Origin of the sequence: Anaerolentibacter hominis (assembly GCF_032380675.1) — a bacterium.
GTDB lineage: Bacteria > Bacillota > Clostridia > Lachnospirales > Lachnospiraceae > Anaerolentibacter > Anaerolentibacter hominis.
The window spans coordinates 1,458,132-1,472,231 of sequence record NZ_JAWDIX010000001.1 but is presented as its reverse complement, the minus strand read 5'-3'; the positions used below and the strand labels follow the sequence as shown (position 1 = coordinate 1,472,231).

The following is a 14,100-nucleotide window of genomic DNA, read 5'->3' as shown; positions in this document are numbered from 1 at the left end:
GGTATACTAATCTACACTTTTTGGGGATATTGGCATGAAAGGCCTGAATCGGACAGCTTTTTGTCGGATAAGGGAATTCTTTCTTTTTTTGTTCTGCCGGTTTGTGGGGAAACGGAAAAGAGAGCAATGAAGAACAGAAAGATACGTTTTACCCAGAAAGAACTGCCTCCCACAGAGCAGCCGTACGAGAAGGCTGAGCAGAACGGAATTACCAGCCTGACGGACGGAGAACTTCTTGCAGTGATTATCCGGACCGGCAGCAGAGGCAGCCGCGCCCTTGACGTGGCGCATGCCGTATTGGCCCGGCACGAACAGTATCCGGGGCTTGTGGGACTGAATTATCTGACATTGGAAGAATTAAAATCAATTGATGGAATAGGGAGGGTGAAGGCGATTCAGCTGTCGGCGGTTGCCGAGCTGTCCAAGCGGATGGCAGCGGCAGTGCGGCCGGAGGGAATCTGTTTTCAGTCTCCGGAACAAATAGCCGGATATTACATGGAATCAATGCGTTTTCTGACCAGGGAGGAACTTCTGGTGGGAATGCTGGACTCCAGGAACCGGCTGACAAAAGATATGAAATTATCGGCGGGCACTGTGAATTTCTCTGTGGTTTCACCCAGGGAGGTATTTCTATGTGCTTTTAAACATGAAGCGGTCTCTATTTTTCTGGTCCATAACCATCCCAGCGGTGATCCCGCTCCCAGCAAGGAGGATATTATGGTCACAAGGCGTCTGAGCGAAATCGGCAGCCTGATCGGGATAAAATTAGTGGACCACATCATTATCGGGGATAACAGATACATCAGCCTGAAGGAACAGGGCATTCTCTGAGGAGGAAATGAGAAAATGGCAAACATATTCGGCATAGATTTCGGCAGCAATACCTTTAAGGTATACCGTGACGGCAAGGGAATTATATATCATCAAAAGAACATTATAGCAAGGAAGAACAAAAAGACCGTGGTAGCCTATGGGGATGAAGCTTATGAAATGCAGGAAAAGGCCCCTGAGAATATTGTGATCACCAATCCGGTCCGGAATGGCGTTATCACAGATATAGACAATATGCAGTATATGTTCAACCGGATTTTCAAGGATATGAAAGTGCTGTCCATACCTTTGCCGACCATGCGCCCTGCGTTTTATGTTGCGGTGCCGTTTGATATAACAGAAGTGGAAAAAAGAGCCTTCTATGACGTGATTGAGAGTTCCACCCTGCGTCCGGGCTCTGTTTTGCTTATCGAGAAGTCCATTGCGGACGCTGTGGGCATGGGGCTGAATGTGATTGGGACCAAGGGTCTGCTGGTGGTGGACATCGGAGCGCAGACCACAGAGGTATCCGTCTTGAGTCTGGGCGGGATCGTGCTGAGCAAGATGATTCCGGTAGGGGGTACGAACCTGGACGAGGCGATCCGCAGCCAGGTAAAAAAACATTATAATGTCCATATTGGTATGAAAACCGCGGAACAGTTAAAAATAGATTTAGGGAGAACCGAAGGTTCCGGCACCGAGCGCTTTGTTTCTTATGGCCGTCATGTACTTACCGGACTGCCTACGGAAATCGAGGTGGAAGAGCAGGTTCTGATGGACGCCATCATTGATCAGCTCATGACGATCGTCGATGCAATCCGTATTATTCTGGAAAAGACGCCTCCGGAGATCTCCTCAGATATTAAACGTACCGGGATTCATCTTACCGGGGGATCTGCCCGCATACCGGATCTGAAGGAACTTCTGAAAATACAGACCGGCCTGGATACTGTGATTGCCTCCAACTGTGACACAAGTGCAGTGGAAGGCCTGGGCAGAATTATGGAATCCAAAGAGTTAACAAAGTTTTTTAAGGCCAGCAAAAAACACAAATATAGTTAGGATGTCAGCACAATATGAAACGCAGAAAGAAATTATCGAAGTTTTCTATCACGGCGAAATATCTGTTTATTGCCTGCTCTGTGCTCTGTGTGATTCTGATTGTGGTTTCTTTTAAATACGAACAGAAATTTGATTCCGTCCGCAGTGCGGTGGAGGAGGTTTTTGCTCCTGTGCAGAAAGGAATCCACAACATCGGTGAATTTTTCAGCGGCAAGGTCCAGTATTTTCAGAAACTGGACACGGTTCTGAAGGAAAATGAAACGCTGCAGCAGCAGCTGGACGAGATGTCGGCGCAAAATCAGATTCTGATTCAGGAAAAATATGAATTGGAAAGTCTGAGAAAGCTGTACAAACTGGATCAGACGTATGGGGATTATCCCAAGGTTGCCGCCCGCGTGGTGGGCAACAACATGGACAACTGGTTCAACAGTTTCCTGATTGACAAGGGCAGCAGCGACGGATTGACAGAGGGAATGAATGTAATAGCGGGGAACGGATTGGTGGGGATCATCACGAATGTGAGCGAACACTATTCCAGAGTCCGTTCTATTATTGATGATAAAAGTTATGTGGGCGCTTCCTTCCAGAAGACACAGGACCGGTGTATGGTTTATGGAAACCTGTCTCTGCGGGAGCAGGGCGTTATGGAGCTGGAAGTGGAGATGATCGACAAGGATGCCGAGATCAAAGAGGGGTATGAGCTGGTCACATCCAATATCAGTGACAAATTCCTTCCGGGTATCCTGATCGGCTATCTGTCCGACTTTACTGTGGACTCTTCCAATATGACGATGTCCGGACATGTGACACCGGCGGTGGATTTTTCCAACCTGGACACGGTGCTCGTTATTACTGTGGTGAAGGACTCGGAAGAACTGAATCAGATGCTGAATGAAGAATAAAACGTTTGAAAACCTGGCGATAAGGCATAAGGCCGGGCCGCGGTCATGCTCCGGCAGGAGCGCCTGAAACGGGAAAGGCATTGGTGTAAGCATGATTTATCTGGCCACCGTTGTGGTTATATTTTTAAGTATTATTTTGCAGAGTACGGTATTCAAGGCCCTTGCGCTGGCCGATGTTGTCCCCAATCTGCTTCTGGTTGTAACCGTATCCATGGCTTATATCCGGGGCAGGAAGTTCGGCATCTTTACCGGGTTCTTATCCGGGCTTCTCTATGATATCTTATTTGGAAGCCTGATCGGGCTGAATGCCTTTTTATATATGCTGGTGGGATATCTGATTGGATACTGCAACCGGATTTATTATCAGAATGATTTTACCTTTTCCCTGTTTCTGGTTGGGATAAGCGATCTGTTTTATAATTTTTTATTTTACCTGTTTGAATTTCTGCTCCGGAGCAAACTGGACCTGGGCAACTATTTCCGGTCCGTGATGATTCCGGAACTGATCTATACACTGCTGGCAGGGGTGGTCCTTTATCATGCCCTGAATGCCATGAACAATTTTCTGCTCCGTTTCGAATACAAGGAGGAATAAGATTTGTTTGATGTTTTCCTGGAACACCTGAAAAAGATATTGAAATCCCGTTTTGTTCCGATCTGTATTATCTATACAGTTTTATTTTTTCTGCTGATACACGGATTGTTTCAGATTCAGATTGTGGACAAGGATACTCTGGCTTCCTCTGAAGACGCGATTGACGAACGTACCCGTGAGATCAAAAGCACCAGAGGAAATTTTTATGACCGGAACGGGAAACTCCTTGCCTACAATGAGCTGTGCTATTCAGTTACCATTGAGGATAACGGTTCCCTTACCACCTCTCAGGAAAAGAATACGATGATTGCAACTCTGATCGGAATTCTGGAAAAATACGACTGTAAGCCGGCTACGGAGTTCTACATTGCAATGGACGAAAACGGGCAGTTTTATTTCACCGCGGAGGGAAGCACTTTGCTGCGTTTCCGCAAGGATGCCTATTCTACGGAAAACCTGTCGGAAGAACAGCAGAATTCCACGGCGGAAGAGATTTTCAGGTTCCTGCGCTACGATACGGGAGTGGACAGCCCCAAATTTAATATCTCAGAAGAGTACACCGACGAAGAGGCTCTGGAGATTATGTCGGTGCGCTTTGCACTTTATGTTAACCGCTACCGCTACATGAAAGATTATATGCCGATCACCGTCGCCAGTGATGTGTCCGACCAGGTTGTCGTGGCAATCAAGGAGAGCAGCGCGGATCTGCCCGGCGTGGAAGTGGTGGAGGAAACCAGAAGAGTTTATAATTACAGCGAGTATTTTGCGCATATTCTGGGCTATACAGGCTTAATATCCCAGGAAACCCTGGCGGAGACCATGGAGGCGGGAGATGATTTTTATTCTTCCACCGATCAGATCGGGAAGACTGGTCTGGAAAAAGAATTCGAATCCTATCTCCGGGGAGAAAAGGGGCATAAGACGGTTAAAGTCAATAACCGGCAGCAGGTCGTTGAAGAGTCGGAATTCGTGGAGGCCACCGCCGGCAATGATGTCTATCTGACGATAGACGCGGACCTGCAGGAGGCCTGCTATAAGCTGCTGGAGCGGAGAATTGCCGGTATTCTGCTGGACAAGATCCACCCCGGAACAAGCGAAGGTACAAAGGGAGAGCGTGCCGGCGGTATCCTGATCCCGATCTATGAGGTGTATTTTGCCTTAATCGACAATAACGTCATTGATGTCACTCAGTTTAACAATAAGAAAGCCAGCAGCCTGGAAAAAAGTATTTATAACAGATATCTTGACAAGCAGAAGAGTGTGCTGTCCAATATCCGTCAGAAGATGGGATTAAACAGTACGGCGGCGGGAAATGAGCTGAGCAACTCCATGCAGGAGTACTTAAGCCACATTTATGAGCTTCTGCTGGAGCAGGGCGTCCTGATCCAGGATAAAATTGACGAAGAAGACAGCAAATATATTCAGTATACCAAGGATAAATTAAGCCTCAGCGCCTTTTTGCAGCATGCGCTTGCAAACACCTGGATTGATCTGTCTGTTCTGGAAATAGACGATTCCTACTACAGCACCGATGAGCTCTACGGGATGCTTCTGGATTATATAGAAGAACTGCTGAAAAAAGACAGCCGGTTTACCAAGATGATTTATAGTGATATGGTCTATTCTTATGAGCTGTCCGGAAAAGAAGTCTGTCTGCTTCTCTATGAACAGGGTGTTTTGAAAAAGGACAAGGATACAATAGCGAAGCTGGAATCCGGCGCCATGTCGCCCTATTCATTTATTATAAATAAAATCAAGAAGCTGGAAATTACGCCTGATCAGCTGGCCCTGGACCCGTGTTCCGGCGCGATTGTCGTAAATGATGTGAACACCGGGCAGGTTCTGGCTATGGTTACCTATCCCAGCTATGACAACAATAAGATGGCCAATACAATTGACTCCGAGTATTACACCTATCTGGTCAACAACAATTCCAAACCTTTCTTAAACCGGGCAACCCAGACGCAGCTGGCACCCGGGTCCACCTACAAGATGCTTACTTCAGCGGCGGCGCTGGAGGAGGGGGTGGCGCAGGAAGGCACACGGGTGAAGGATCAGGTTGTATTTAATAAAATTCCCATGCCTCCAAAATGCTGGATTTCACCGTCCAGCCACGGTACTATAGATATTACCACCGCGCTGGAGGTATCCTGCAACTATTTCTTCTATGAGATGGGCTGGCAGATGAGCCAGAAATCCGGAGTATATAATTCGGATGTGGGCCTTAGAAAGCTTAGGAAATATGCGAAGCTGTTTGGTCTGGATTCCACCACCGGCGTGGAGATCGGGGAGGCGGAGCCGAAGATATCCACACAGGATTCCATCCGTTCCGCGATCGGGCAGGGCAATAACGCATATACCCCGGTTCAGCTGTGCCGTTATGTTTCTACCGTTGCCAACAGCGGAACCTGCTATGATATGACTTTGATTGACAGCATCAGGGATCTGAATGGAAATGTCATAATGAAAAAAGAACCGGTTGTCTCATCCGAAGCGGATTTTTCGCCTACGACCTGGCGGCTGATCCATAACGGTATGTGGAAAGTGTGCAACGGCAGCAGAAGCTCGGTCTCCGGGCTGTTTAAGAGCCTTCTGGACGGCGGTGTGGCGGTGGCCGGCAAGACGGGTACCGCCCAGCAGAATACGTTCCATCCGGATCACGCCCAGTTTGTCTCCTATGCGCCTTATGACAATCCGGAGATTGCGGTTCAGGTAACGATACCGAATGGATACAGCTCTACCAATGCGGCGGAGTTAGTCAGCTATGTTTACCAATATTATTACAAAGTAGGCGACACGAAAAAACTGATTAACGGGGATGCGACGAAGCCGAAATCATCCGCCCGCAGCGATTAGTGGGGGAATTTCCCGAATAGCAGAGGGCGATTGTGCCGGAAGAAAAAGGAATCTGTCGTAATATTAGATGTTTTGGATATTATGTATAGATTCCTTGAAATTTTAAAATATCAATTGTATAATTAGTAGATGGAACTTCGCGGTTTGCGGAAAGTTTACGCAAAAGATGTGCCGTTTTGCCTGTTTTTATCGGAATTTCCGGACAGGCGGCATATCGGTTTGAATGATCTGCATTTTGAAAATCATGTGTGGAATGGGAACATCTTTCCTGTTGCAGTACCGCAGTCCTGTGATATGCATGGGGGTAAAAATGGATAATTCAGTCATGATCAAAGGAACAAAATCAGGCATCATCCTGGTATTGGATGAGGATACCGATTTTGAAATACTGAAAGAGAACATAGCCGCCAAATTTGCCGAAGCTGCCAGGTTTTTTGGAAATGCCCAGGTGGTTTTGAGCTTTGAGGGCAGACGATTAACAAATGAGGAACAAAGAGACGTACTGGATACCATTGAGAACAATTCAGATTTACGCATTGTCTGCATTGTAGATGCAAAAGAAGAAAATGAGAGGCTGTTCAAAAAAACGCTGGAGGACAAGCTCATGGAGCTGGGAACCAATTCAGGACAGTTTTTCAAAGGAAACCTGCGAAAGGGACAAGTCGCGGAATTCGATACCAGTGTTATTTTTCTGGGTGATGTTTATCCCGACGCCAAAATCATTTCAAAAGGAAATATTGTCATCCTGGGATCACTGGAGGGCGAAGCATTTGCCGGCGCCTCCGGCAATCACGGTGCCTTTATTGTCGCCATGGATATGCAGCCGCAGCGGCTGCGCATCGGCGATTTGAAATGGCATACCCCTCAGAAACGAAAGATAAACCTGTCGAAGAAGACAAAGATCGCATTTGCTGAGGAAGGCGAAATACATATTGAGGTCCTTTCCCGAAATGCCTTAAACAAAGCTTATGGAGGTTTATTAAATGGGTGAGGTAATTGTAGTTACATCCGGCAAGGGCGGAGTGGGAAAAACAACAACGACTGCCAATCTGGGCTGCGGGCTGTCAAAGCTGGACAACAAGGTTGTACTGATTGATACCGATATCGGTCTGCGTAATCTGGATGTGGTGATGGGACTGGAAAACCGCATTGTCTATAATCTTGTGGATGTAATTGAAGGAAACTGCCGTTTGAAGCAAGCACTGATACGGGACAAGCGTTATCCCGGACTTTATCTTCTTCCTTCGGCTCAGACGAGGGATAAAAATGCGGTTACCCCGGAGCAGATGAAGAAGTTGTCCGATGAATTAAAGGAAGAGTTTGATTTTGTGCTTCTGGACTGCCCGGCAGGTATTGAACAGGGATTTAAAAATGCCATTGCAGGTGCAGGCCGCGCCATTGTAGTGACTACTCCTGAAGTATCCGCCGTGCGGGATGCCGACCGTATCATAGGACTTTTGGAGGCTGCCGAAATAAAGGATGTGCGTCTTGTAATCAACCGCCTCAGGCCGGATATGGTAAAACGGGGCGATATGATGTCTTCGGAGGATGTGGTGGAGATTCTGGCTGTTGACCTGCTGGGAGTGATACCGGACGACGAGGATATCGTGGTGTCTACGAATCAGGGGGAGCCTGTCGTGGGAAATGATTCTCTGGCCGGACAAGCATATGCCAATATCTGCAGAAGAATTCTGGGCGAGGAAGTGCCCGATCTGGACCTGAGCGAAAAGCCGGGATTCTTTCAGCGGTTATTCGGAAGAAAAAAGACCAAATAAACACTAAACAACGGGCTCGCCGCGTAAAAGCGGATGCTTTTGTCACAATTAGCCGTCGGGTGTTGTTTAGGGCAGAAGCAGCTTATCGGGTCGAATGTTTGTCATGAATAAGAGGAGGCAGCAATATGATGTTTCGTAATCTTATACAAAAGAGAACTTCAGGTAAAGTTGCCAAAGACAGGCTGAAATTGGTTCTGGTTTCCGATCGTACCAATTGTTCCCCGGAAATGATGGAACAGATGAAGAAAGATATTCTGCACACCATCTCAAAATATGTTGAAATAGACAAAGACAAAATGGAAATTAAGATAGAGAGCAGTACAATACCGGTATTGTTTGCCAACATACCGATCCGCAAATTCAATACCAAGCGCAGCTGATGTTTGAACAGGAGATCATGGTGAAAGGATAGCGGACAATTCGGAAACGTTCTGCCGGACATACGAGGTATTTTTATGTTTAACTTCAAAAACTACACATGGAAGCACTATCGCATTTCTATGGTAGTGATTGTAACTATACTGGCGATGGCAAGCTCTCTGATGCTTTATCTTTCCGGTGATCATTCTCTGATGAAACGTCAGATTATGGGATTTCTTCTGGGACTGGCTGTATTGGCTGTGGTCTCATTGCTGGATTATCACTTTGTGTGCAAGCTTGCAATATTATATTACGCTGTTGTCATAATTATGCTGGCCCTGGTGCGTTTTTCTCCTTTGGGTGAGGATCATACCACAGGCGCGTACAGATGGCTCTCGCTGGGGCCTCTGGACCTGCAGGTTTCGGAGCTGGCGAAGATTGCGCTGATTATAATTATGGCAGTATTCTGCCAGAAGTACCGGCATAAGATGGATCGGTTTGCCACCTTTTTGATTGCCTGTGCCGTTATGGCTTTTCCGACGTTTTTAATTTTGATCCAGACCGACCTTTCTTCCAGTATGGTCATGGTATTTATCTTTGCAGTTATGATGTTTGTGGCCGGATTGTCGTACAAAATCATTGTACCTATTCTGGCGGTGGGGCTGCCGTCATTTGCCGTGTTGGTTTGGTATGTTCAGCAGCCATACCAGATATTGCTTTCAGGGAAACAGCAGGAGAGGGTGTTGGGATTTTTTAATCCGGAATTGTATTCGTCCTCTTACATGTATCAGCAGATTAAATCCGTTCAGGCGATTTCATCCGGAGGGGTGTATGGTAAATTTATATCCGGAAATTTGGATGCTTACCGCAATCACATGGCTGTTTATGTTAGTGAGAGTGATTTTATCTTCTCCATTGCAGGAGAGGAGTTTGGTTTTATAGGCTGCTGTATTTTAATTATTTTACTTGCTATCCTCATCGTTGAGTGCCTGGTGATTGCCAAGAAGTCCAGGGATTTCCTGGGCTATATGATTGCGATCGGCGTATCCGCCATGTTCGCTTTTCAGGTTTTTGTCAATATCGGTGTTGCCACATCTCTGCTTCCCAATACCGGACTGCCGCTGCCATTTTTGAGCTACGGCCTCAGTTCCATGATAAGCAGTATGATTGCACTAGGTATGGTAATTAATATAGGATTGCAGAGAAAGAGATAGGAGGACTTTATTCATGAACATAGGTTTGGTGGCCCACGATGCCAAAAAGAAACTGATGCAGAATTTCTGTATCGCCTATCGGGGAATATTGAGCAAAAATGAGATTTTCGCAACCGGAACAACCGGAAGGCTGATTGAGGAAGCGACGAATTTATCCGTCCATAAATATCTGGCGGGACACCTGGGCGGAGAGCAGCAGCTGGCGGCTCAGATCGAGCACAATCAGATTGATCTGGTCATATTTTTGAGAGATCCTCTATCCCCCAAATCCCATGAACCGGATGTGAATACGGTAGTACATCTTTGTGACACTTATAATATTCCGTTGGCTACCAATCTTGCTACGGCAGAATTATTAATCAGAGCACTGGACAGAGGAGACTTGGATTGGCGGGAAATACTAAAACAGTAAAAAGACATACGATCATAATAAGTGTTGGACTGCTCATGCTGGCCTGTTTTCTGCTGACCGGCTGCAGCAAAAAAGAAACCGGTTATCTGCTTGGATTTTCATCTTCCGCGGCGCTCTCATCGGTTGAGATGGAGGATGCGCCGGAGACCCTTCCTTTATTTGCCGAGGATCTGTGTGTAATTCCCGCAGACGGAGAGGGCACAGAGGCGGATGATACGATCAAAGCGGCGGCGGCCATGCTGGTGCATGTGGAGGATGGAGAAGCCCTCTATGCTTCTCATGCCTTTGACAGGCTCTATCCCGCCAGCATAACTAAGCTGGGTACAGCTTATATGGCGCTGAAATACGGCAATTTGTCCGACATTGTCACCATAAGCTACAATGCTTCCCATATTACCGAGCCGGGTGCCAAACTCTGCCGGTTTAAAGAAGGGGATAAGATCGACTTAAAGACACTTCTGACCGTACTGCTGGTTTATTCCGGAAATGATGCCGGAATAGCGGTAGCAGAGCATATATCGGGAACAGAGGAGGCTTTTTGCGAGCAGATGAACGAAGAGTTGAAGGCTCTGGGGGCGGTAGATACTCATTTTACCAATTCCCATGGACTTCATTCCGACGACCACTATACCACAGCATATGATATCTATCTCATATTTAACGAATTGCTGAAATATGATTTATTTACGGATATCATTCAGACGAGTCTGGTTCATGCGTCCTATAAGGACAGCAGCGGCAAGACGGTTGAGCGGGAGTTTGAAACTACAAACCGTTATTTTCTGCGCACAACGAAAGCTCCGGAGGGAATTACCGTGCTGGGCGGAAAAACCGGCACTACAGATAAAGCGGGTTCCTGTCTGATCGTTTACAGTAAGGATCAGGACAGAAATCATTATATTTCTTTGCTGCTCCGGGAACCAACCAATGATATGCTTTATTCGCAAATGACATATCTGCTGGAGAAAACCGCATCCCAATAGGCGGCAGGGCTCATCCGTTTTGGAAAGACGGCCTGAAATGCGTTGGAAAGATAATTGATAAAAATGCCATAAGTTTTCTGATTTTAGGAGTTGTATTTTCGTATATATTATACTATAATTAAGAAAATGATATATGTTTTTTATGCATATACTACAAATACGTAACACGCAAGGAGGAGATTGCCATGATACAGATTATTGCAGGCGAAAAAGGAAAAGGAAAGACAAAAGTACTTCTTGATAAAGTAAATGCTTCGGTAAAGGAAAAATATGGAAACATTGTCTATCTTGACAAGAGTGTCAAGCATATGTATGAACTGAATACCAAGGTTCGTCTCATTAACTGCAAAGATTATTATGTAACAAATACCAGTGAGTTTATTGGATTTATCTGCGGGATTATTTCTCAGGATCATGATCTGGAAGAAATTTACCTTGATAGTTTTCTGAATATCGCCTGTTTGGAAGATAAAGACGCCGACATGCTGAGTGCAGCTCTCGAGAAGCTGAGTAAGATTTCTGATATGTTCCATGTGGATATGATTATGAGCGTTTCGAGAAATAAAGAAGATCTGCCGGCCAGCTGTCATGATAAGGTAATCGTAGCATTGTAATACATAGTTTAGAATACAGGACATCAGTAATGGAAACATTGCTGGTGTCTTAGCTTTTTGATATCATACATAACAAAAAGGAAGGGGCAGGAGAAAGTTTGCTTTCTCACCGTCCTTTCTTTTTTTACAATTCTTTGCGTAAATCTGAAAAAAGGGTTTAAAATCAAGAACAGAATAAGTATAATAGGACACAGTGAATGAAATTGGGAGGCACCAACCTTGAGACGAAACAGTCAAAAAGTAGTAAAATATAGAAAGCCCATCCGTATAAATATCGGGGCTGTTATATTTTTAATTATATTTATCTATCTGATTGTCAATGTAGTCATTTACATGGGTAAAGACCATATTGCGATTTATGAGGTATTGGAAAAAAAGATAGCGGATGACAACCGGGTGACCGGTATCGCTCTCCGTTCCGAAAAAGTATATAAAACGGAGCGGGCAGGTTACATTAACTATTTTTACCGTGAAGGAAGCCGCATAGCCAAAAGTTCAAAAGTTTATGCGGTCGATGAGAGCGGTAAAATTTACGATGCGCTGGCTTCCATGGACTACAACTCCAAGCTGACCGAGGAGGAAATAGCCGGTATCCGTTCTGATATTTCAGATTATCGGACAAACTATACGGATTCCGGATACTATAATCTGTACGACTTCAAGTCCAGCATGAATAACCGGGTGCTGGATATTGCCAATACCAGTATGATGGACCAGCTGGATGATTATCTTGAAAATTCAGGAAATGCCGGTTCCTTTTATACGGTGGCGGCAGCGAAAAGCGGCATTATCAGCTATATCGTCGACGGGATGGAAAATCTTAAGAAAGATGATATTACGGCTGCGTCTTTTGACAAAGAGGCCTATCAGGCCGCAGCCCATTCTGTACGCACCACAGAAGCGGTGGCGGTGGACAGTCCGGCCTACAAGCTGATAACCGACGAAAACTGGTCTGTCGTCGTGCCTCTTACGGAAGAGCAGTATAAAAATCTGGAAGATAAAACGACTGTCCGGATTACCTTTACCAAGGATAATGTGTCAGCTAATGCAGGTCTGGAGCTTTTTGAAAAGGAAGGCGCTTATTACGCGGAACTGTCCCTGAACCGTTATGTTGTCCGCTATACGGAGGACCGGTTTATTGAGGTGGAACTGAATATCAATTCGGCCCAGGGGCTGAAGATTCCGGTTACTTCTGTAACGGATAAGAAGTTCTATCTGGTTCCTTCCGATTACATTGCCACAGATGACAATGGCAATACAGGGGTACTGACAGAAGTATACGATCAGGACACCGGGGCGGCCTCCACGGAATTCATTCAGACGGAGATATTTGATATCAATGAAGAGACTTCCATGGCCTATATTGACACTACTTATATAGAGGCCGGAAAATGGGTGATCCATCCGGAAAGCGGCGAAAAATTCCAGGTCAACCAGTCGGATTCTCTCCAGGGTGCCTTTAATGTCAACAAAGGTTATTATGTTTTCCGGCAGGTGGAAATTCTATACCAGAATGAAGAATACTATATTGTCAGGGATGATACGCCCTATGGCCTCTCTGCTTATGATCACATCGTTGTGGATGCACAGATGGCCAATGAGGACTCTTTCATATATTAACGGACAGGACAGCTCTCGGGCTGTCTGCTGTTTTTGGTGATACATTGCATAGAAAGGCAGGAAAATCAGTATGGTTACGGAGAATTTAAAGCAGATTGAACAGAGAATTGAAATGGCGTGCAGGCGGGCCGGAAGAGACAGAAGTGAGGTGACTCTGATCGCCGTCAGCAAGACAAAACCTTTGAATATGATTCAGGAAGCGATGGATTGCGGGATTCGGGATTTTGGTGAAAACTATCCCCAGGAGCTGAAGCAGAAAGCCGAAGCTGTCACGGAAGCAGTGCGCTGGCACCAGATCGGCCATCTCCAGCGGAATAAAGTAAAGATGATCATTGATAAAGTATGCCTGATTCATTCCGTTGATTCTCTGCGTCTGGCCGAACAGATCAATGAAGAGGCAGCAAAACGTAATCTGGTCTGCCCGGTTTTGATCGAGGTCAACATAGCGGAGGAAGAATCCAAGTTCGGTGTGACCAGAGACAATATCTACGGGCTTTTGGAAGATATTTCCAGACTTTCCCATATTAAGGTTACTGGTTTGATGACAATTGCGCCTTATGTACAAGATGCTGAGGAAAATCGGGAGAATTTCCGAAATTTACACAATTTATATGTTGACATAAAAAGTAAAAACATTGATAATATTAATATGAATGTTTTGTCCATGGGTATGACCGGTGATTTTGAAGTGGCAATTGAAGAAGGTGCTACGATGGTCCGGGTAGGGACAGGCATTTTCGGCGAGAGAGACTATCATAAGTAATAATCCCTCGTCCTATTTTTATGTACATAATATGTACTGCATCTCATAGTGTGCAGCTGGTATGAAACGTTACGGACGATAAATTTTCCCTTGTCCCGGAGCAAGGCCCCGGGACAGTATGGCTGGTTTCTATA

Annotated in this window: 14 protein-coding genes; all 14 read left to right on the top strand. The window is 45.7% G+C overall.

Annotation, left to right across the window (positions count from 1 at the left end; translation table 11 throughout):
• Window positions 1-126 precede the first annotated feature (126 nt).
• Window positions 127-831: a RadC family protein gene (gene radC, locus ABCW47_RS06815; RefSeq protein ID WP_343209103.1), complete on the top strand. Its 705-nt coding sequence runs from the start codon at window positions 127-129 to the stop codon at window positions 829-831.
• A 15-nt stretch (window positions 832-846) separates the two neighbouring features.
• Complete coding sequence (mreB, locus tag ABCW47_RS06810; RefSeq protein ID WP_343209102.1) at window positions 847-1,872, top strand: rod shape-determining protein; 1,026 nt, start codon at window positions 847-849, stop codon at window positions 1,870-1,872.
• A gap of 14 nt (window positions 1,873-1,886) precedes the next feature.
• Complete coding sequence (gene mreC, locus ABCW47_RS06805; protein WP_343209101.1) at window positions 1,887-2,774, top strand: rod shape-determining protein MreC; 888 nt, start codon at window positions 1,887-1,889, stop codon at window positions 2,772-2,774.
• Window positions 2,775-2,865: 91 nt separating this feature from the next.
• A complete protein-coding gene (gene mreD / locus ABCW47_RS06800) occupies window positions 2,866-3,369 on the top strand; it encodes a rod shape-determining protein MreD (RefSeq protein WP_343209100.1) in 504 nt (167 codons plus the stop codon).
• 3 nt (window positions 3,370-3,372) lie between these two features.
• On the top strand, window positions 3,373-6,225 hold the full coding sequence (locus ABCW47_RS06795) for a penicillin-binding transpeptidase domain-containing protein (protein ID WP_343209099.1): 2,853 nt from the start codon (window positions 3,373-3,375) through the stop codon (window positions 6,223-6,225).
• Between the two features lie 310 nt (window positions 6,226-6,535).
• Entirely contained in the window at window positions 6,536-7,216 is a 681-nt protein-coding gene (locus ABCW47_RS06790; protein ID WP_343209098.1) for a septum site-determining protein MinC, read from the top strand.
• Complete coding sequence (gene minD, locus ABCW47_RS06785; RefSeq protein WP_343209097.1) at window positions 7,209-8,000, top strand: septum site-determining protein MinD; 792 nt, start codon at window positions 7,209-7,211, stop codon at window positions 7,998-8,000. Before ABCW47_RS06790 ends, minD begins: the two co-directional genes overlap by 8 nt.
• Window positions 8,001-8,125: 125 nt before the next feature.
• Window positions 8,126-8,380, top strand: a complete 255-nt coding sequence (gene minE, locus ABCW47_RS06780; RefSeq protein WP_343209096.1) for a cell division topological specificity factor MinE — start codon at window positions 8,126-8,128, stop codon at window positions 8,378-8,380.
• Window positions 8,381-8,455: 75 nt separating this feature from the next.
• On the top strand, window positions 8,456-9,574 hold the full coding sequence (locus ABCW47_RS06775) for an FtsW/RodA/SpoVE family cell cycle protein (protein WP_343209095.1): 1,119 nt from the start codon (window positions 8,456-8,458) through the stop codon (window positions 9,572-9,574).
• Between the two features lie 13 nt (window positions 9,575-9,587).
• Entirely contained in the window at window positions 9,588-9,986 is a 399-nt protein-coding gene (gene mgsA / locus ABCW47_RS06770) for a methylglyoxal synthase (protein ID WP_343209094.1), read from the top strand.
• Window positions 9,962-10,969 carry a D-alanyl-D-alanine carboxypeptidase family protein gene (locus ABCW47_RS06765; RefSeq protein WP_343209093.1) on the top strand — a complete coding sequence of 336 codons (1,008 nt, stop codon included), beginning with the start codon at window positions 9,962-9,964 and terminating at the stop codon, window positions 10,967-10,969. The genes mgsA and ABCW47_RS06765 overlap by 25 nt, the downstream gene beginning before the upstream one ends.
• A 185-nt stretch (window positions 10,970-11,154) precedes the next feature.
• Window positions 11,155-11,583, top strand: coding sequence for a twitching motility protein PilT (locus tag ABCW47_RS06760; protein ID WP_343209092.1), 429 nt, complete (start codon window positions 11,155-11,157; stop codon window positions 11,581-11,583).
• A 219-nt stretch (window positions 11,584-11,802) separates the two neighbouring features.
• Complete coding sequence (locus ABCW47_RS06755) at window positions 11,803-13,203, top strand: biotin/lipoyl attachment domain-containing protein (RefSeq protein WP_343209091.1); 1,401 nt, start codon at window positions 11,803-11,805, stop codon at window positions 13,201-13,203.
• 70 nt (window positions 13,204-13,273) lie between these two features.
• Window positions 13,274-13,966 carry a YggS family pyridoxal phosphate-dependent enzyme gene (locus tag ABCW47_RS06750; RefSeq protein ID WP_343209090.1) on the top strand — a complete coding sequence of 231 codons (693 nt, stop codon included), beginning with the start codon at window positions 13,274-13,276 and terminating at the stop codon, window positions 13,964-13,966.
• Window positions 13,967-14,100 lie beyond the last annotated feature (134 nt).

What these genes read in the sequence shown, in the direction of transcription:
- radC (WP_343209103.1), top strand. Translation starts at nt 127, where the DNA reads ATGAAGAACAGAAAGATACGTTTTACCCAGAAAGAACTGCCTCCCACA.
- mreB (WP_343209102.1), top strand. Translation starts at nt 847, where the DNA reads ATGGCAAACATATTCGGCATAGATTTCGGCAGCAATACCTTTAAGGTA.
- mreC (WP_343209101.1), top strand. Translation starts at nt 1,887, where the DNA reads ATGAAACGCAGAAAGAAATTATCGAAGTTTTCTATCACGGCGAAATAT.
- mreD (WP_343209100.1), top strand. Translation starts at nt 2,866, where the DNA reads ATGATTTATCTGGCCACCGTTGTGGTTATATTTTTAAGTATTATTTTG.
- ABCW47_RS06790 (WP_343209098.1), top strand. Translation starts at nt 6,536, where the DNA reads ATGGATAATTCAGTCATGATCAAAGGAACAAAATCAGGCATCATCCTG.
- minD (WP_343209097.1), top strand. Translation starts at nt 7,209, where the DNA reads ATGGGTGAGGTAATTGTAGTTACATCCGGCAAGGGCGGAGTGGGAAAA.
- minE (WP_343209096.1), top strand. Translation starts at nt 8,126, where the DNA reads ATGATGTTTCGTAATCTTATACAAAAGAGAACTTCAGGTAAAGTTGCC.
- ABCW47_RS06775 (WP_343209095.1), top strand. Translation starts at nt 8,456, where the DNA reads ATGTTTAACTTCAAAAACTACACATGGAAGCACTATCGCATTTCTATG.
- mgsA (WP_343209094.1), top strand. Translation starts at nt 9,588, where the DNA reads ATGAACATAGGTTTGGTGGCCCACGATGCCAAAAAGAAACTGATGCAG.
- ABCW47_RS06760 (WP_343209092.1), top strand. Translation starts at nt 11,155, where the DNA reads ATGATACAGATTATTGCAGGCGAAAAAGGAAAAGGAAAGACAAAAGTA.
- ABCW47_RS06750 (WP_343209090.1), top strand. Translation starts at nt 13,274, where the DNA reads ATGGTTACGGAGAATTTAAAGCAGATTGAACAGAGAATTGAAATGGCG.